The sequence below is a fragment of the Bacteroidota bacterium genome, assembly GCA_016711505.1.
GTDB lineage: Bacteria > Bacteroidota > Bacteroidia > AKYH767-A > 2013-40CM-41-45 > JADKIH01.
In genome coordinates this window covers 20,720-40,209 of record JADJSV010000018.1, presented here as the reverse complement: position 1 = coordinate 40,209, position 19,490 = coordinate 20,720, and the positions used below count along the sequence as shown (strand labels likewise).

General features: G+C 38.0%; 17 protein-coding genes. 15 read left to right on the top strand and 2 right to left on the bottom strand.

Annotation, left to right across the window (positions count from 1 at the left end):
* Positions 1–19: 19 nt before the first annotated feature.
* Both IPL24_16215 and IPL24_16210 read left to right on the top strand, forming a co-directional pair.
* Positions 20–1,921, top strand: coding sequence for a KUP/HAK/KT family potassium transporter (locus tag IPL24_16215; protein MBK8365147.1), 1,902 nt, complete (start codon positions 20–22; stop codon positions 1,919–1,921).
* Between the two features lie 42 nt (positions 1,922–1,963).
* Entirely contained in the window at positions 1,964–2,479 is a 516-nt protein-coding gene (locus tag IPL24_16210) for an acyl-CoA thioesterase (protein MBK8365146.1), read from the top strand.
* A gap of 128 nt (positions 2,480–2,607) precedes the next feature.
* On the opposite strand, the gene IPL24_16205 is transcribed toward IPL24_16210, so the two are convergent.
* Positions 2,608–4,368: a T9SS type A sorting domain-containing protein gene (locus IPL24_16205; GenBank protein ID MBK8365145.1), complete on the bottom strand. Its 1,761-nt coding sequence runs from the start codon at positions 4,366–4,368 to the stop codon at positions 2,608–2,610.
* A 327-nt stretch (positions 4,369–4,695) separates the two neighbouring features.
* Here IPL24_16205 and IPL24_16200 point away from each other — a divergent pair, with 327 nt between their 5' ends.
* Both IPL24_16200 and porU read left to right on the top strand, forming a co-directional pair.
* Complete coding sequence (locus IPL24_16200; GenBank protein MBK8365144.1) at positions 4,696–7,083, top strand: immune inhibitor A; 2,388 nt, start codon at positions 4,696–4,698, stop codon at positions 7,081–7,083.
* 242 nt (positions 7,084–7,325) lie between these two features.
* A complete protein-coding gene (gene porU / locus IPL24_16195) occupies positions 7,326–10,313 on the top strand; it encodes a type IX secretion system sortase PorU (GenBank protein MBK8365143.1) in 2,988 nt (995 codons plus the stop codon).
* A 169-nt stretch (positions 10,314–10,482) separates the two neighbouring features.
* On the opposite strand, the gene IPL24_16190 is transcribed toward porU, so the two are convergent.
* Complete coding sequence (locus IPL24_16190) at positions 10,483–11,466, bottom strand: glycosyltransferase family 9 protein (protein MBK8365142.1); 984 nt, start codon at positions 11,464–11,466, stop codon at positions 10,483–10,485.
* An 86-nt stretch (positions 11,467–11,552) separates the two neighbouring features.
* Here IPL24_16190 and IPL24_16185 point away from each other — a divergent pair, with 86 nt between their 5' ends.
* The 11 genes from IPL24_16185 (at position 11,553) to IPL24_16135 (ending at position 19,448) form a co-directional block, all read left to right on the top strand.
* Entirely contained in the window at positions 11,553–12,320 is a 768-nt protein-coding gene (locus IPL24_16185) for a TatD family hydrolase (protein ID MBK8365141.1), read from the top strand.
* 120 nt (positions 12,321–12,440) lie between these two features.
* Positions 12,441–13,451, top strand: a complete 1,011-nt coding sequence (locus tag IPL24_16180; GenBank protein MBK8365140.1) for an asparaginase — start codon at positions 12,441–12,443, stop codon at positions 13,449–13,451.
* A 119-nt stretch (positions 13,452–13,570) separates the two neighbouring features.
* On the top strand, positions 13,571–13,933 hold the full coding sequence (locus IPL24_16175) for a sulfite exporter TauE/SafE family protein (protein ID MBK8365139.1): 363 nt from the start codon (positions 13,571–13,573) through the stop codon (positions 13,931–13,933).
* 60 nt (positions 13,934–13,993) lie between these two features.
* Complete coding sequence (locus tag IPL24_16170) at positions 13,994–14,314, top strand: DUF3817 domain-containing protein (protein MBK8365138.1); 321 nt, start codon at positions 13,994–13,996, stop codon at positions 14,312–14,314.
* Positions 14,315–14,364: 50 nt separating this feature from the next.
* Entirely contained in the window at positions 14,365–14,931 is a 567-nt protein-coding gene (locus tag IPL24_16165; GenBank protein MBK8365137.1) for a hypothetical protein, read from the top strand.
* 2 nt (positions 14,932–14,933) lie between these two features.
* Entirely contained in the window at positions 14,934–15,284 is a 351-nt protein-coding gene (locus IPL24_16160; protein MBK8365136.1) for a hypothetical protein, read from the top strand.
* A 1,279-nt stretch (positions 15,285–16,563) separates the two neighbouring features.
* Positions 16,564–16,917, top strand: a complete 354-nt coding sequence (locus tag IPL24_16155; protein ID MBK8365135.1) for a hypothetical protein — start codon at positions 16,564–16,566, stop codon at positions 16,915–16,917.
* A gap of 304 nt (positions 16,918–17,221) precedes the next feature.
* Positions 17,222–17,755: a carboxypeptidase-like regulatory domain-containing protein gene (locus IPL24_16150; GenBank protein ID MBK8365134.1), complete on the top strand. Its 534-nt coding sequence runs from the start codon at positions 17,222–17,224 to the stop codon at positions 17,753–17,755.
* A gap of 84 nt (positions 17,756–17,839) precedes the next feature.
* Entirely contained in the window at positions 17,840–18,136 is a 297-nt protein-coding gene (locus tag IPL24_16145) for a hypothetical protein (protein MBK8365133.1), read from the top strand.
* 51 nt (positions 18,137–18,187) lie between these two features.
* Positions 18,188–18,787 (top strand): TonB-dependent receptor, encoded by a 600-nt coding sequence (locus tag IPL24_16140; protein MBK8365132.1) that lies wholly within the window; start codon positions 18,188–18,190, stop codon positions 18,785–18,787.
* 19 nt (positions 18,788–18,806) lie between these two features.
* Complete coding sequence (locus IPL24_16135; protein MBK8365131.1) at positions 18,807–19,448, top strand: TonB-dependent receptor; 642 nt, start codon at positions 18,807–18,809, stop codon at positions 19,446–19,448.
* Positions 19,449–19,490 lie beyond the last annotated feature (42 nt).

Genomic DNA, 19,490 nt, shown 5'->3' with positions numbered 1-19,490 from the left:
CCATAAAGTATCGGCAGCAATGCTGCTTGTTACACTTGGAATCATTTACGGAGACATTGGTACTTCACCACTGTACGTAATGAAAGCCATTGTAGGTAAACAACCAATCAATCCTGAAGTTGTCTTAGGTGGTATCTCTTGTATCTTCTGGACGCTTACAATACAAACAACTTTCAAGTATGTCATGCTTACTTTGCGTGCAGACAATAAAGGTGAAGGTGGAATTTTTTCTCTGTATGCATTAATTCGCCGAACGAAAGTAAAATGGTTGATCTGGCCGGCAGTAATTGGTGGATCAGCATTGTTAGCAGATGGAATCATTACTCCGCCTATTTCGATTTCCTCCGCCATTGAAGGGCTTCGAATTTATAATCCGGAAATACCTACCGTACCGATTGTAATAGCGATCCTTACTGCATTATTTTTCATTCAGCAATTCGGAACAAAATTCGTAGGACAATTTTTTGGTCCGATGATGTTCGTTTGGTTTTCGACTATTGCAGTGCTTGGAGTTTATAATATGGCAGCCCATCCATATGTTTTAAAATCGCTCAATCCCTATTATGCCATTCATCTCATCACTCAGTATCCGGGAGGATTCTGGTTATTAGGTGCAGTCTTTCTCTGTACAACAGGAGCGGAGGCGTTGTACAGTGATCTGGGACATTGTGGACGAAAGAATATCCGAATCACCTGGGTATTTGTAAAAACATCTTTGTTATTGAATTACTTTGGACAAGCAGCATGGCTACTTGAGAGAGAAGGATCTTTATTGAAAGAGAAAAATCCTTTTTTCGAAATGATGCCACAGTGGTTTCTCATTCCGGGAATTGTTATTGCAACAGCAGCAGCCATTGTTGCCAGTCAGGCATTGATCAGCGGATCGTTTACATTGATCAACGAAGCCATCCGGTTAAATTTCTGGCCGAAAGTCAGAGTCGTTTATCCGACCGACATGCGCGGACAATTGTATGTTCCCTCAGTGAACTGGGTTTTGCTTGCAGGTTGTATAGGAATAACATTGTTCTTTAAAGAGTCGAGTGGGATGGAAGCCGCATATGGATTGGCCATCATCATAACAATGTTGAGTACAACAACGTTGTTGTCATACTACTTGTATCTGCGACGAGTTTCTATCTTCTTTATCATTTTTGTACTTGTATTGTTCCTGACAGTTGAACTTGCCTTCCTTGTTGCCAACCTCGACAAATTCCCGCATGGAGGTTGGTTGACACTTATGATAGCGAGTGCATTGATCTTCCAGATGTGGGGTTGGTATGCAGCCCGAAAGATCAGAAACAGGTTCGTTGAATTTGTAAAGCTGAAAGACTATCTGAATTTATTACGCGACCTGAGTCACGATTTTTCTATTCCAAAATATGCAACGCATCTTGTTTATCTGACGAGTGCGAATATGTCTGACGAGATAGAGGCAAAGGTCATCTATTCCATTTTACAAAAACAACCTAAGCGAGCTGATATGTATTGGTTCGTTCACGTTGATGTAATGGATGAGCCCTATACGATGGACTACAAAGTGATAGAGCTGATAAAAGGAAATATCATCAGGATAGATTTCCGGTTAGGTTTCCGTGTTGAACCAAGGATCAATCTTATGTTCCGGAAAGTTGTCGAAGACATGGTGAAGAATTTCGAAGTGGACATTACATCGCGTTATGAATCTTTAGGAAGAAAGAATCTTATCGGAGATTTCCGTTTTGTTGTGATGGAAAAATTCCTGAGCTACGAGAACGAACTTCCTTTTTATGAAAAGATCATTCTGGACTTTTACTTCTTTTTCAAACATGTTTCACTCTCGGAAGAAAGAGCATTCGGGCTTGACACAAGTAGTGTAACGATTGAAAAAGTTCCGCTGATCGTTAATCCTATCGGAGAGATCAATCTCAAACGAATAAAATAATCTGAGGGCGTTCTGTGTGACGCCCTTTTTAATATTTACAATATGTCTTTAAAACCGAAAAGTCCCCACGATTCACTTACTATAAATACCGAACTGGTTTTACCAAACGACACCAATACACTTGGAAATTTAATGGGAGGCCGTTTATTGCATTGGATGGATATTGCAGCAGCAATTGCAGCTCACCGTCATTGTGGCCGTATCGTAGTAACAGCAAGTGTGAACAATGTAAGTTTCAATCAGCCGATCAAATTAGGAGAAGTAGTAACATTGCATGCAAAAGTTTCACGTGCATTCAGTTCGTCAATGGAAGTTTTTATTGATGTGTGGGTAGAGAATAATGCAACCGGTCAGAAAATAAAATGCAATGAGGCTATATATACTTTTGTTGCAGTTGATCAGTTGGGGAATCCGATAAATGTTCCGCAGTTAGTTCCTGAGACGCATGAGGAAAAGCAGCGTTTTGACAGTGCGCTTCGCCGCAGACAATTATCGTTGATACTTGCAGGGAAAATGAAACCTGCGGAGGCTACGGAGTTGAAGAAGTTATTTGAATAGTTGAAATAAAAATCTGTGTAAAAAATAAAACACTAAGATCACTAAATTTTTGTCACAAGAACACAATGTGCCCTTGAGAAAAAAACTTAGTGATCTTAGTGTTAAAAAAACTTATTAGTCTTAAAAATCTAGTCTCTTCTTACAATAACTCGACCCAATTCATTCTTCTCCCCATTTTTAACAAGAAGAATATAAGAACCATTCGCAACAGAAGAAACATCCATTGTATTGACTCCGCTATAAACTTTTTGAGTAAGAACAATTCTGCCGGTTATATCGACAAGATTTACGATTCCGTTATTATCTGCATTACTCATTAAGAATGATATTAACGACGAAGCCGGATTTGGATATACGTTGAATACAGTCGACAGATCGTTATTAGTAATTCCTGTCTGAACATATGTATAATCAGGTGAAACGCTAACGCAACCGGAAATATCATATACTACAACAGCATATATTCCATCAGCAGTAGGTGTATAGGTCTGAGTGTTTGATCCGGGAATATAGTTTCCGTTGAAATACCATTCGTATGAATTTCCTGCAGACGCTTCAAGCACACCTGCATTGAAAGTGATAGTTGCAGGAGTAGAGCTACCCAGCGTTACTGAAGTAGCAGCAGTGTTGGTACATCCATTTGCATCTGTAACTGTCACAACATAATTTGTTGCAGCACTGGCAGTACAAATTGGATTTGCAGATGTTGCATTGTCAAGTCCGGTTGCAGGATTCCATGAATATGTAAAAGAACCAGCACCACCTGAAGCAGTAGGAGCACCGCCGATAGTTACAGAGCTACCATTGCAGACAGATTGATTTGCTCCGGCTGAAGCAACAATAGCTGCCGGCTGAGTGATCACAACGGAACTAGTAGCGATACAACCGGTATTATCTGTTGTAGTTACAACATAAGTTCCGGCAGCAAGATTATTAGCAGTTGCGGCAGAGCCACCGGAAGGTGACCAGGAATAAGTGAAAGGAGCAGTACCACCGGAAGGTGTAATTGTAGCAGAACCATTTGTTCCGCCATTACAAGAAATGTTTGTTATACTTGATGAAAGAGTATATGTACTTCCACTTACTGCAAGAGTTGCAGCAATACTTGTACCACATGCATTGTTGGCAGCAACAGAAATATTTCCTGAAGAACTTCCTGATGTTACGCTGATCGAATTAGTTGTTGATGTTCCTGTCCAGCCGGAAGGTAAATTCCATGTATAAGTAGTTGCTCCGGACACAGCAGCAACAGAGTAGGTAGCAGACGTTCCGCTGCATAAAGTTGCCGAACCAGATATAGAGCCAGGTTGAGCCGGTGCGGAACAAGTTACTTCCGAAACCAATTGCGTACCTGAATAAACATAATCACCACTTTCATTACCATCGCCATCTCCGGCAACACCTGCGAAATAGAAGGTAACGTTACCCGTACCGGCAGCAGGAGCAGTCCAGCTGAAGTTGAAGACTTTTGAATTTGCAGTTGCACCGCCATCTAAAGTATGTACGATATTTCGGCGCGAAACACCACCTGCAGTTGCACTTTTTATTTGAGTAGATGCACCATCTGTAATATTTAATGTTCCCGCATTTTGATTTGCAGATGTTAATGCTTCAATGCCCACACCAAATAAACTATTGGCCGAACGAGAAACGGTTACGCTCATATTATAAGTTTGTCCGGGTGTATATTGAAAACCCGTCATTGAAGGTGAAGAAATTGTAATTGAACCTCCACCAGTGTTGCGTGAGTAATCACCGTGACAATCGTCGCAGTAAACTTCATTAGGAGAACCTGTTTTTGCAGCTTTACCATTGTCGCTCATTTGTTCGCTTGTGAAAAAAGCGAAGGCAATAATTGGCAGCGCAGTGAGTAATAATTTCTTGATCATTGTTTTGAATGTTTAGTAGTGAATATTTTTATTGAGATAATGATTCTCGCAGTAGCCGCAAAGCCGCTTCCCATGCGGCTTTTGGCAGAATCATTATTATGGATACAAAAGAAGAATAAGATTTTGTTATGAAAATGAGAATTGAGAGTAGAATTAATAATTTAAAAAAACCTCATGTTAATGTCAAAATCTGCGCTATTTATTTTAATTATTATATTATTGATTCATAAGATGTTTTTCTTGACGTTTATCATACTCGACAATTTCTTATCTTGTTCCGCATAAAGCCATAGTACTATTTCTAATTAGAATAATCCACACAGTAAAATGAAAAAGATCTTCAGTATTCTCTTATTGCTTATTATTATTTCATCAACTTCATTTTCTCAACAACAAAAATACCGGAAGGTTAAGATCTGGTTTGATGGGAAATCATCAACGCAACTTGCAAAACTAGGTGTGGACTTACTGGAAGGCGAGTATAAACGTGGTACTTGGTTTGTTTCAGATTTCAGCGAAGGCGAATTGGACAGAATAAATAAAGGGGGCTTCCGGACAGAAATAATTATTGACGACGTTCAGAAATATTATCGTGAGCGCGCTCAACAATCTGCTTCTGCTCAACAAAGAGTAAGTAGTGCAACATGTGGATCCTCGGGTCCGACATATACTACGCCATCTCATTTCTATCTTGGTGAAATGGGCGGATACTTTTCTTACGACCAGATGATAAATATCATTGATTCGATGGCTTTGCTTTATCCGACTTTGATCACAGTCAAACAACAGATCGATCCGACCCTTACTATTGAAGGTAATCCAATCTACTATGTAAAAATTTCTGACAATGCTACAGTTGATGAATCAGAACCGGAAATACTTTATACAGCAGTACACCATGCGCGTGAAGCAGAATCATTATCGCAATTGATCTATTATATGTGGTACTTATTAGAAAATTATTCCACAGACGTTACGATACAATCGCTGGTGAATAATACAGAAATGTTTTTTGTACCATGTCTGAATCCTGATGGATATATGTATAATCAGTTGATAGCACCTAATGGTGGTGGTATGTGGCGGAAGAACAGAAGAGATAATCTGGATGGCGAGTTTGGTGTTGACCTGAACAGAAATTACGATTACTTCTGGGGATTTGATGATACAGGCTCATCGCCCCTTACAAGTGATGAAACCTATAGAGGCACAACTCCATTTTCAGAACCTGAAACACAGGCCATCAGTAATTTTTCAATTGCACACGAGTTTAAATATGCGTTGAACTATCATACATATGGAAATCATCTTGTTCAACCTTTCGGTTATATTCCTGATCTGTACCCGGTCGATTCAGCGCAGTATTCAATTTATGGAAATGCTTTGACTGCGGAAAATAATTATCATGTTGGTCCGCCGAATCAAACTGTAAATTATGTTGTGAATGGAAATTCCGATGACTGGATGTATGGTGAACAATCATTAAAGCCAAAGATCTTTGCATGGACTCCGGAAGTTGGATTGCAGACAGATGGATTTTGGCCAGCACCGGACAGGATCATTCCATTGGCAAATGATAATATCTATGCTAATCTAATGCTTCCGAAACTTGCGACTAAATATGCGAGAGTCACACATAACGAAGACTTGAATATTGCACAACTTGGAAATTATTTTGCATATGATTTTAATGTTCTCGGTCTGGACACATCAGGAACTTTTACAGTTAGTCTCACTCCGGTTTCTGCAAATGTTATTTCTGTTGGATCGGCCCGTACTTATACCAATGTAACATCGCTGCAGATTTCACGTGATTCGATTTCATTTAATCTTGATCCTACAGTTTCTAATGGTGATCAGGTTATTTATATCGTAACATGTGACAATGGTTCATACACTGAAAGTGATACGATCATTCAGACTTATGGCATACCTCAGCCACTCATTATAGATGATTGTTCAAATCTTGCGAACTGGAACAGCGGATCTTTTTGGGATACAACGACAGAGTCTTTTGTTTCAGCATCAACATCAATTACGGATTCTCCATTTTCCGATTATTTTCCAAGTAGCTTTAATGAGATTGTGCTTGCAAACAATGTTGACTTGTCAGGAGTAATTAATGCGTCGCTGACTTTCGATGCAAAATGGATTACGGAGAAAGGGTTTGACTACGTGCAATTGTCGGCTTCGGCAGATAACGGGATTACATGGACACCATTGTGCGGAAGATATACACAACCATCAACAGAGGGAACGATCTTCGGTGAGCCATCATATGAAGGAACTCAAATTGATTGGGTAAAAGAAACGGTGAGTCTGAATGATTATATCGGACAAAATATTAAGATTCGTTTTTTACTTGTGAGTGATGCGTTTGCGGAATTCGACGGATTTTATTTTGATGACCTTTCAATAGAGACATTGAGTTCGAATACGGGAGTTACTTCAAAGCCATTAAACATTTTCCTTTCTCAGGCTTATCCAAACCCGGCGACAGAAAAAGCAGTGGTGAATTTTCATCTTGCGAATGTCGGTGATGCATTTGTGGTCTATAATTCATTTGGTCAATTGATGATGAAAAAAGAAATTACATCAACTAGTGGAACAATTGAAATAGCAACTGAAAATTTCAGTGGCGGGATGTATATGTATTTAATTAAGATGAAGGATGGGGGCAGGAGTAGGGTTGGGAAGTTTTTGGTGAGCGAGTAGGTGGTTAATTTGAGAATGTACGGCATTGATTTTTTTAACACTAAGTTCACTTTGAAATAGTCACAATCCTGATAGCGGAGCACATGATTATTTAAAACTACACTTGTGCTCTTGTGCTAAAAACTTAGTGAACTTAGTGTTTTATTTTTTTCAACAATTTTTCTTCTAATCTTACGTTTCCCAAAAACGGAAAACCACTTTCCATACACTCTTTCTAATTCTTTTTTAAACCACACGCACCAATGAAAAACGCACTAGCTTTTAAAGCAGGGCTGATTCTTGCTTTAATTTTGAATTTTAGTACAATTACGAAAGCAGGCAATTCAGTTTTGAGTACCGGTAACTGGTATAAGCTTTCGGCCTATGAAACAGGAATTCATATCATCACTTATAATGATCTGGTAGCTCTTGGAATTCCTGTATCGACAATTGATCCGAGAAACATTTCACTTTATGGAAATGGTCCGGGAGAATTGCCTTTATTAAACAGCGATCCGCGACCGGAAGATCTTCAGGAAATGGCAATTGAAATCAATGGAGAATCAGATGGAATCTTCGATGTAGGCGATACAATTTTCTTTTACAATCATTCTCAGATTACCTGGAAAGTAACAGGAAGTCCGACAAGCTCATGGCGCTTTCAGCATAATACAAATCATTATTCTGACAGCACTTATTTTTTTCTCACAGTTGGAAGTGTTCCAGGCAAAAGGATTACAGACCAGCAAAGTCCGGTAACATTTACTGATAGCACTACAACTTACACAGGACATGCAGTTCATGAATCAGAGCAGATAAATTTTCTTCATTCAGGACAAGAGTGGTATGGAGAACATTTTAATGTGATTTCAGGACAAACAATATTTTTCCCTGTCATGTTGAAAAATATCAGCCCAATAGATTCAACAACTTTTAATATAAGTTTTGCCGGCAAAGATACCAGCGGCCAAGGATCACTCATTTTTTCATTCAATGGATCAAGCTCATTACAACCTATTCCTGCTGTAGGAACGACTGCACAGGACAATTATGCATCACTTGTTAATTTCAGCAGATATGCTTATGTCCCTTCCTCAGTGGATAGTTTAGGATTACTACTACAATCATCAAATTCAAATGCAGTAGGCTGGTTAAATTATATTGAGATAAACTCTATTTGCAATTTGATCTTTGATGACTCACCTTTAAGTTTTCGTGATAGCCGAAAAACCGGTCCGGGAAGAATTGTAAAATATGATCTGATTGCAAATACAGGTATAAAAATCTGGGATGTAAGTTCATTCAGTGACGTTAGAAATCAATTCTACACAGTGAACGGGCCATTGATCAGTTTTAATTCAGCAGCGGATTCACTTCGTGAATTTATAGCGTTTGATGGAAGTAATTTTATACGGCCAACATTTATCGGAAGCGTTCCAAATCAGAATTTACATTCTATTGTAAATCAAAACATGATCATTGTTACGGACGAATCATTTATAAATGAAGCAACAACACTTGCGCAATATCATTTTACAAATGATAATCTTTCAACATTAGTCGTAATACCACAGCAGATCTATAATGAATATAGTTCCGGAGCTCAGGACGTAGTAGCGATCCGTGATTTTTTCAGGCAAGTTTATCATTCTGCGAGTTCACCTTCGGATTCATTAAAATATGTTCTGATGTTTGGGTCGCCGTCCTATGATTATAAAAATATTTTAGGGCAAGGAAAAAATTTCGTTCCTATTCATGAATCACCGGGTTCTATTAATCAGACACAAACGTATTGTACGGATGATTTTTATACTCTGATGGATTCATCCGAAGGGCAATTTTACACCAATGAAATTCCCGACTTTGCAATTGGAAGACTACCTGTTAGAAATTCGCCGGAAGCACAGGTTATAAATAAAATAATGGCATATAGTTCTGGTTCTGATTTTGGAATCTGGAGAACAAAAGTAACTGCAGTAGCCGATGATCAGGATTATAATATTCATTTAATTCAATCAGATATGCATGCAAATAGAATTGAAGGTTTTGACTGCGGACTAAATATTTGTAAAATTTATATTGATGAATTTATTCAGCATCATGATACCATTACGAATTCTGATACTTATCCGGACGCAAATCTGAAGATCCAGGAAGCGTTTCAACAAGGTAGTGCTGTTATTCAATACATGGGTCATGGTAATTCTCAAGGATGGGCAGAGGAAAGAATTCTGGAATATGAGTTTCTTGATAGTGTCACCAACATTTCTAATCTTCCTTTGATTTTGGCCGGAACAGTAGCCTTTAATGTGGTTGATGATCCGTTTGTATCTTCTGCTGCAAGTACAGCAATAGTTAATCAGGCGGGCGGTTGTATTGCCAGTATAGCGCCTACGCGATTAGCATACTCTTCGAGTAATAATAATTTTGTAACAAGGATGAATAAGAATCTCTTTGAAAGATCTTCCGGCAAATGGCCAAGTCTGGGTGAGGCTTTTTTAAATACCAAGAAGGATGTGTCCGTCGATCCGTATATACGTTCAGTCAGTTTACTGGGAGATCCGGCAGTAAGAATTTTATTTCCGGAAAATGAGGTAGTGGTAACTTCGATAAATTCTGACACTTTGAGTTCAGGCCAAGCGGTACAGATTTCAGGAGAGATCCGTGACAGCAACGGTTCATTGTTGTCATCTTATAATGGTCTTATGGATATGACAGTGTTCAATACTAAAACTCTTCATATGACTTTAGGAAATGATTCTTCAAGTACCGGAAATCCGGGAGTACCGAGTCCTTTTTATGTTTGGGATGATACATTGTATTATACAAGTGTAAATGTGGTCAATGGTGTGTTCAGTCAGAGTTTTATTATGCCCTTTGGATTGGATTCAGGGTTTGGAGCAGGAAGAATTGCATTCTATTCAAGCGATGGGATTGTTGATGCGATGGGATGTTACACAAACATAGTTTACAGGAATCTTACTCCGGGCATTCCTGAGTACTCAGATCTTCAGATCAAAATTTTTCCAAATCCTTCAATTGACCGGATAAAATGTACACTTAATATAAGCGATGTAAAAGACTGGTCTTATACTTTGATGGGAATTGATGGAAGAAAATTGAGGAGTGAAAAAATTATTTCGGGGGAATTTTATATTGATAGAAAGTCAATTGCTCCGGGAGTTTATTTTTTGAGGATAGCTGATGAGGGGAATAGGAGTGTTAGGGTGGAGAAGGTTGTTTTTGAATAGAGATTTTATAGTGGAGAGAGTATACCTTCGAATTTTTTTTAACACTAAGAACACTAAAATTTGTCACAAGAGCACTTATGAAAAATGAATCACTCTTGTCCCGATAGGTATGGTGGTGGTACTAAAAACTTAGTGATCTTAGTGTTAAAAAAAAATCAGAGTCGAAATCCTAACTATCAATATATGCATTCGCTATAGCATCCACATCCTGTAGATTCATACACTTAAAATGCCCTCTGGGACATTTGTCAAAACCGATCTTAGAGCACGGTCTGCAGGGTAGATTTCGGATCTCAAAAATTTTGTTGTTAGCGTGCAAAGCTTTTGGCAGATAAGGATACATTCCGAATTCAGGAATTGTATTTCCCCATACAGAAACAATTTTTTTTCTGTATGCTGCAGCGATATGCATCAGTCCGGTGTCGTGGGAGATGACATGATGTGAATGTTTTACAATAGCTGCAGATTGATTCAGAGAAAATTTTCCACTGCCATCAATTACCGGAACACTAAACTGCGAAACAATTTCAATTCCTCGCTGTACATCTTCTTTACCACCAAGTAAGATGACAGGCATTTTAATTTTTTTCGCGATCTCAATCATCTTTAGTAAAGGCAATTGTTTGGTAGCATGCTTTGCGCCAATCACCCAGGCAATATATCCGTTTTGAAAAGCCGGCGGAAGAGTAGAAATTATTTTTTCATCATCATTAGTAATAAAATAGTCGAGCCCTTCGCCATCATTTTTTACTCCATAAGAAGAAACTGTTTCAAGATACCGATCTACAATATGTTTATCCGGCAGCGATTTCGTTTTGAAATTTACCGCCAGCCATTTTTGAATATTAAGTTTATCGAATGAATGCGAAGGCACACCCAGTGCGCGCTTTACTTTTAGTGTCCGGAAATTATGATGCAGATCGATCACAGCATCATACTTCTCGATCTTAAGAAGATCCAGAACCTCTTCAACATTGTTTTCGAATAGAAATGTTTTAAAAAGATAAGGATTGTTTCTTGTAACAGACTCAAAACTTTTTTTAGTCAGAAAATGGATTTCAGCATTTGGAACTTGTTTTTTCAGACAACGGATCACCGGAGAAGTGAGCACGATATCACCGATTGAAGAGAAACGAAGCAGAAGAAATTTCATCTGAAAGAAGGCCGATTAATTATTACTTTTATGCCCGAAGGCACTGAAAGAGGTGCAAAGATAAACTTACAGCGATAATATAAAAGATGATTATTACAGATACGCACACCCATCTTTATGCGGAAGAATTCGATGCAGACAGGGATCAATTGGTAGATCAAGCGGGAGTTTTGGGAGTTCAACGGTTTTTTATGCCGAATATTGATAGTACCAGCATAGAACCAATGCTGGCGTTAGAAAAAAAGTATCCGGGAAAAGCTTTTGCAATGATGGGCTTGCATCCTTGTTATGTAAAAGAGAACTGGAAGCAGGAACTTGAACTGGTCGAAAGCTGGCTGAATAAAAGAAGTTTTGTGGCAGTCGGCGAGATTGGAATCGATTTATATTGGGACAAAACTTTTTTGGAGCAACAGAAAGAAGCATTCTCGCTTCAGATCCAGATGGCCAATGAAAGAAACCTGCCAATTGTAATTCATACGAGAGATTCTTTTGATGTAACATATGATTTGTTAGTTGAAACAAAGAAAGAGCACCCTCAAGGGATCTTTCATTGCTTCACGGGAACAGAAGAACAGGCGAAGAAGGCAATTGATCTAGGGTTTATGCTAGGAATAGGTGGGGTAGTGACTTTTAAAAACAGTGGCGTTGATAAAGCGATTGAAAACATTCCGCTAGAGCACATCGTTTTGGAAACGGATGCACCTTATCTTGCACCGGTTCCGTACAGAGGAAAAAGAAATGAACCGTCATATATAGTAAAGGTAGCGGAGAGGTTATCGGAGATTTATAAATGTTCGGTGATGGAGGTGGCGCGAGTTACAACAGAAAACTCAAAAAAGTTGTTTGGTGTGTGAAAAAATAAAACACTAAGTTCACTAAGTTTTTAGCACAAGAGCACAAGTGGATGTATGTGTTCTTGTGACGAATTTTAGTGAACTTAGTGTTAAAGATAATCTTTAAAGTAAAATCTTCGGATGAAGAAAAAAGTTCTAATAATTTACACAGGCGGAACAATAGGAATGATCCGTGATCATAAGAAGCGGACGTTGATTCCATTCAACTTCCGTACGATCACTGATCAGATTCCGGAGTTGAAGCATTTGAATTGTCATATTGCATTTCATGCATCGCACAAAGCGATTGATTCGTCTGATGTGCAACCGGATTTCTGGGAAGAACTGGCAACGATCATTGAAAAAAAGTATCAGCAATACGATGGATTTGTGATTTTACATGGGACAGATACGATGGCGTACACAGCTTCTGCATTAAGTTATATGCTGGAGAATTTGTCGAAACCGGTTATACTTACCGGCTCGCAATTACCGCTTGGAGTGATCCGTACAGATGCAAAAAGAAATCTCATTACAGCGATTGAAATAGCGGCATCCAAAAAATTGGTTCCTGAAGTTTGTATTTATTTTAATAGTCAGTTATTCAGAGGAAACAGAGCAGAGAAATTTACGTCGAGTAAGTTTGATGCTTTTCAGTCTTTGAATTTTCCTGTGTTGGCGGAAGCGGGAGTTGAAATGGTTTTTGATGAACGAATGATCTTACCAAAACCCAAAAAGAAATTCAAAATAAACCGTGGTTTCAACGAACATGTTTTAGTGTTGAAACTTTTCCCGGGTTTATCGCCAAGTGTAATTGATGCATTGTCTGAAATAAAAAATTTGCGTGGAATTGTTCTGGAAACATTTGGCAGCGGCAATGCGCCATCGACAAAAAAGTTTCTTGACAGTATTGAGCGATTAATTAAAAGTGGAATTATAGTTTTGAATATTTCTCAGTGCAGTGGTGGAATGGTCAATCAGACCAAGTATGAAACAGGAATAGGATTGAAAAATATTGGAGTTGTATCCGGTGGCGATATGACAACGGAGGCGGCTATTACGAAGATGATGTTTCTTCTTGCCCGTTATCCGAAATTGAAAGACATTAAAAAACAGCTGACAAATAATTTGGCAGGCGAACTGTCTCGGTAAAATCGTTTGCAGGTTATCAGGTTATCAGGTTATCAGGTTCGCAACCTGCAAACCTGATAACTTAGAACATTTAATTTAATAAAGTCATGGACACACTTAACAGTACAAACCGAAAAAAAATGGAAACAGTAATCATCATTCTGATCGTAGGAGTATTTGCGGGAATTTTCAGTGGCTTTATTGGAATTGGGGGCGGACTGATCGTTGTTCCGTGTCTGGTTTATTTTTTAGGGATGACACAACATGCAGCACAGGGAACTTCGTTGGCGATGATGCTTCCGCCGATTGGATTTATGGCAGTTTACAATTATCATAAGACCGGAGCGGTAGATTTCAAAGTTGCAGGAATACTTTGTCTGAGTTTTGTGATCGGTAGTTTTTTCGGAAGTAAGATTGCAATTTCACTTTCACCGGAACAATTGAAACGGACATTTGGAGTGATCATTATTTTGTTGGGGGTGAAGATGGTTTTTTGGAAATAGGGGGCAGTTAATTTCAAAAAGACGTCATTAAAAATATTGTTAATCATAATTGAATAATATATGAAAAAATATTTCAACTCATCAGTCGGACGCCTCAGATTACTTGGTTTTCTGGAAGGGACTTCGCTTTTGCTTCTTGTACTTATTGCTGTTCCGATGAAATACTGGATGGACGACCATAGTCTGGTAAAATCAATCGGTCCGGTACATGGAGCGTTGTTTTTGTTATTTGTCTTTAACGCTCTACAGGTTGGTGTTGAACAAAAATGGAAATTCATGGGAACAACGATGAAGGTTTTGATTGCCTGTATAGTTCCGTTTGGAACTTTTTATATTGATAAAAAAATTCTGAAGGCGATTCATGTGAATGAGTTACATTAATATTTTTGTATTGAAGCAATAAAATTATTAATTATAATTGTGAAAAAATTTTGGCTTTAAGATTGATACGACCGAAAACTTATGTTGAAAAAAATCTTTCTGCTGAATTAAGGGAGATAGAAAGAAGTGCGCGAAATTCAAGAGTTTCCGAACTTAACAAGTATGAAAAAGCGTTAATATATAAATATTCCGATGATGGTTTTGACCAAGTTAATACAGAGTTGAGAAAGAAAAAAGGCAAGAACGAAACCCAATTTGGTTTATTATTGGCTCAAGCATTAGAGAAACTACCAAATTATGAAGGTCTAGTTTATCGTGGTGTTTTCTTAACAGAAAGTGAATTACAAAAGTATAAAAAAGCCTTGGAAAACAATATGGAAATTATTGAGTACCCGTTTATTTCTACAAGTAAAATGCGTTCAATTGCAATGCAATTTAGCGGAAATGTAATGTTCAGAATAGTGTCAAAAACGGGCAAGGAAATCGAAGAAATTAGCAAATATGGCATTGATTCGCAAAATGAATTCGAAATTTTATTTCTTCCCAATACAAGATTTAATATCTTAGCAGTAACAAAGGAGAACGATTATACGTTGGTAACAATGGAGGAAATTTAAAAATGGCAATAAAAGAAGCACAACAGAAAAATGCAATTAAACCGGCAGAATTTGACAGAGTGTCTAAGATTATTTATAATTCTTTTAGCCTAGATCGGAATATTACGGACGTGTCAGATATTTTAAAGAGAGAAAAGTTTCTTATATTTTTCTCTGATTTTTTCAATCAATTGATTAATAATCAAATTTTGGACTCTAAAAGTAAATTGGAGTTCATTGATTTTATTGACAAATTGAATTTGCAAAAGGAGAGATTGGAATTGGAAAAAGGTAAATTAAATTTGCCTGATATTCAAGCAGCAGGAAAGAGAATTCAAAAGAAAGCTCAGTCAGCGTTTAAAACCAAGCGATAGATTTTAAATGTTATTTTGATGACATTAAGTTAAAAAAACAAGCCGCACACTCTCCATGCGGCTTGAATCAAACCTCCTGAAAAAACTATTTTGAATCAGGGAAGACAAGTAATTTTAAAGCAACAAGTGCTACAATTACAATTCCAACCCACAAGAATACCATTCCGAATCCGGATTTTTTTTCACCATCATTCAGATGGTCGATATTATTTTCCATAAATATTTATTTTTGAAATAAGTGAAATAGCTAAATTCATTACAAGCGAACTTTGCAACGGATAAAGCAGATTTATTAATAAAGGAAAAGGGAAAATCTCAGATAAGAAGCACCCGCAGAAAAACATGTAGATCCGTTGAAGGTTTTACATCAGCATACGGTGTGATAAGAAATTGAAACTGATTTTGCCTGTTAATTTTATTCTGTGTTGTGACAGATGAATTACATGAACCAATATTAACAGTCCGTTACAGGATTAAAAGTGGAATGGACAATTCCGTTCCCGGTTGAATAATTCCTTCTTCGAATACAGAAAGAAAATTGGAAACGATTCCGGCAGTCGTTGAAAAGTCGTCGGTGTTTTTAACAATAGCATCTTTTGCAATGAATTTACAGACGTAGTTTTTCCGTTTGCGAAAAGCAATCCGGAAAACAGCAAGAAAAAATTAAGAATGACTTTTTCATTGATAGTGCGAAGATACGGATAAATGCCCGGTAAAAAACTCAACACTAAGATCACTAAAAGTCAGCACAAGGGCCAAGTGAAGCGAAGTATCATTTGTCCCGATAGCTATCGCACAGACGTAAAATTAAATTTATTTATATATATCGAAAATAATGCACTGGCGCCAACTTTATTGCAGTCAGCTTTGCTGACGGACTAAAAAAGAATGTAGTAGCCTGTTTAGCTCATGACACCATAATCCATCATACCATTGAAAAAAGTGGCAAGCCGCAGTATTACTCCTTTTTTTCTCCGTCAGCTAAAGCTGAATAAAGCCATCCTGTAGAGATATCAACAAAAATTAAGTGACGCCTATGTGATAGCTATAGTCTCATAATGATCATTAACTCTTCTTGTTTTTAATAATTCAGTAATCTCAGTGTTAAAAATTTTATCATATAAAAGAACCATCATTTGATGCCGAAAAAGTTGTGTTTTTAAAGAGTTCGCCCTTAAAGGGTGTCCGCCGCGCTTGGAGTCCACGAGGAACAGGATTATGGCCCTAACGGGCCTAATCATCTATAAGTTCGTATTTATTTCAGGTGTATTTAGAAGTCATGCGTAAATCAATTGCAATTATTCTTTTAGTGAGTCAGATGTTGATCGCCGTTGGTGGTGTATTGCCGACGATGATCAACTATTTTGTTCAGAAGCAATCCGAAATTGCAATGAATAGCAAACTCAATAATTTACCGCCACGCACGAATATACTTTTTGCACTAAACGACATTGCCCGTCAGCATGAAAAAAACAAGCAATCAAAACCACTCCCGGAATCATTGGTCACCTCCAATGTTGTTTTTGCCTGTATTGACGAAGGTTCTGCGATGATCAAATTTTCTTGTCAGCTAAAATTGTTTTTAATCACTTTAAAACGCTGGATACGTTGGAAGGATTTCTTGGACTTTTAATTCCGCCACCTAAATTCTAATTGAATAGCTGGTTTTTCGATTGGCGAAAATTGTTTAGTGTTTAAAGTTGCAGGGATACTTGTTGTTGAACGGTGTTCAAATAATTAAAGTAGTATCAGATTCATTTGGTTAAAAAGTGAATTCTTCTCACGGCTTCTTACAGCTATAGATAAACATCTTCAGAAACAATTTTCAGTTTTAGTAACTCAAGCCATTACCGGTTGCCAGACTATGAGAGTTTTAGCTGAACCAAAACTTATAAATTATTTTAAAAAGTAGAATCCCCGAATTTAATAAGATCCCCATGAAAAAATTGTACATAATTTTGTTCATTATCCTTAACACAATCATGAATGGTTCGGCTCAGGAATTGACAGGTCAATTGAAAGACTCAATATCTGATGAACCAATTTCTGATGTTCTGATAAAAATTGACGATACAGAAATTCATACTCATACAGATGCACGGGGCAAGTTTGTTATTCAAAATCTGAATGAAGCAACATATGATGTATCGTTTTCAAAATTCGGCTATGAATCATTTACCAGGACAGTGACTATCATTAAAGATCAATCGACAATCATTGACACAAGAATGATTGTCAAATCGATCAGTTTGCCAACTGTTTCCGTTGCAGCCGAACGTCCGGTGAGTGCGGCTTCTTCGAAACATTTATCGGCGATAGATTTTGAAAACAGACCGAAGAATTCGGCTCAGGACATGTTGAGACTTGTCCCTGGATTATTCATCGCACAACATGCAGGTGGTGGAAAGGCTGAACAGATCTTCATCCGTGGATTCGATTGTGATCACGGAACGGATGTGGCTTCATGTTGACGGTATTCCGGTGAACATGGTTAGTCATGGACACGGACAAGGTTATATGGATCTGCATTTTCTGATTCCTGAAACAGTAGGGAGATGGACGTTTTCAAAGGACCCTATTCACCGCAGTATGGAAATTTTGCCACGGGCGCAGCGGTTAGTTTTTCTACCAAAGACACATTAGAAAACAATCTGATCAAACTTGAACAAACATTTATTCCGGAGATTGGAAATCTTTCAGTGCCAAGAGTTCTTGCTATGTTCAAAGCACCGTTCAATTCGGAAAACGTAAAAACTTATTTAGCAGCAGATGTTCTGAATAACCGCGGTTACTTGATGCTCCGCAGGATTTCGCAAAGTGAATCTTTTTTCGAAAACAATTTTTTCAGCTGAATGATCATTCAAGCCTGAAACTATCATTATCAACTTTCAGTTCTTCGTGGAATGCTTCGGGGACAAATTCCGGATCGCGAAGTTTTGGCCGGACGACTTTCGCGTTTCGGAAGCATCGATGATTCAGAAGGCGGCAATACTTCGCGAACAAATTTCAACCTGGCATACGTTCAAAGAACATCTAACGGTGAATTTGAAACCCAGGTGTATTCATTTAAATATCGCTTTCGTTTATTTTCCAACTTTACATTCTATCTCGAAGACCCGATCAATGGAGACGAAATCGAACAAGATGATAACAGAAGTGTTCAGGGATTAAATACACGGTATTCATTTTTTCATAAGCTTGGAAAGATGAATAACAAACTTACCATTGGTCTTTCATATCGTGCCGATGATATTCAGAATGAACTATGGCACACAATAGACAGAACTCGTCTGGAGTCAAAAGCCCTGGCGAATGTGCTGGAAAATAATTCGGCAGTTTATCTCAATGAAACATTTCGCTTCAGTGACTTTTTCCGGATAGAGACCGGTATGCGCTATGATTATTTTGTTTTCGATGTAGCGGATCAATTGCCTACGGATTCTTTGCATACGAATTATTCAGGAACAAATTATCAGTCCGGCCTCCGGTCGAGGATTTCATAGTAATGATGCAAGATCAGTTGTGCAGGATAAATCGAATCATACTTTACCGGTGGCAGATGCCGCGGAGATTGGTACTGTTATGACACTATCAAAACGTCTTGTGTTAAGTGCAGCTATCTGGTGGATGGATATGTCGAACGAACTCGTGTATGTCGGAGATGACGGCTCAACAGAATCGAAAGGACCAAGCAGGAGATCAGGTATTGACATTAGTGCACGATATCAGCTGTCAAAAAACCTGCTGGCAGATGCAGATCTGAACATCAGTCGTGGGCAATTTATTGAAAAACAATTTGGCAAAGAACTGAGCGAGGATTTTTATATTCCGCTTGCACCAACACTAACATCAAGCGGCGGATTAACTTACACAGGAAAAATATTCGAATCATCAGTTCGCTATCGTCACATTTCTGACCGGCCTGCCAATGAAGATAACAGCATCATTGCAAAAGGTTATACATTATTAGATCTGTCATGCGCCTATAAATTCAAAAAAGCAAAATTCAGTTTGTCCGTTGAAAATTTATTGAACATAGAATGGAATGAAGCGCAGTTTGCAACAGAGAGCCGCTTAAAAAATGAAATTGAAAGTGTGGAGGAGTTGCATTATACGCCGGGAGCGCCATTGGCAATCAAGCTTGGGGTTATAGTTTTACTTTAGGATAAGACCTTACTGAACTCGTATGTTTGAAAAATAAAACAC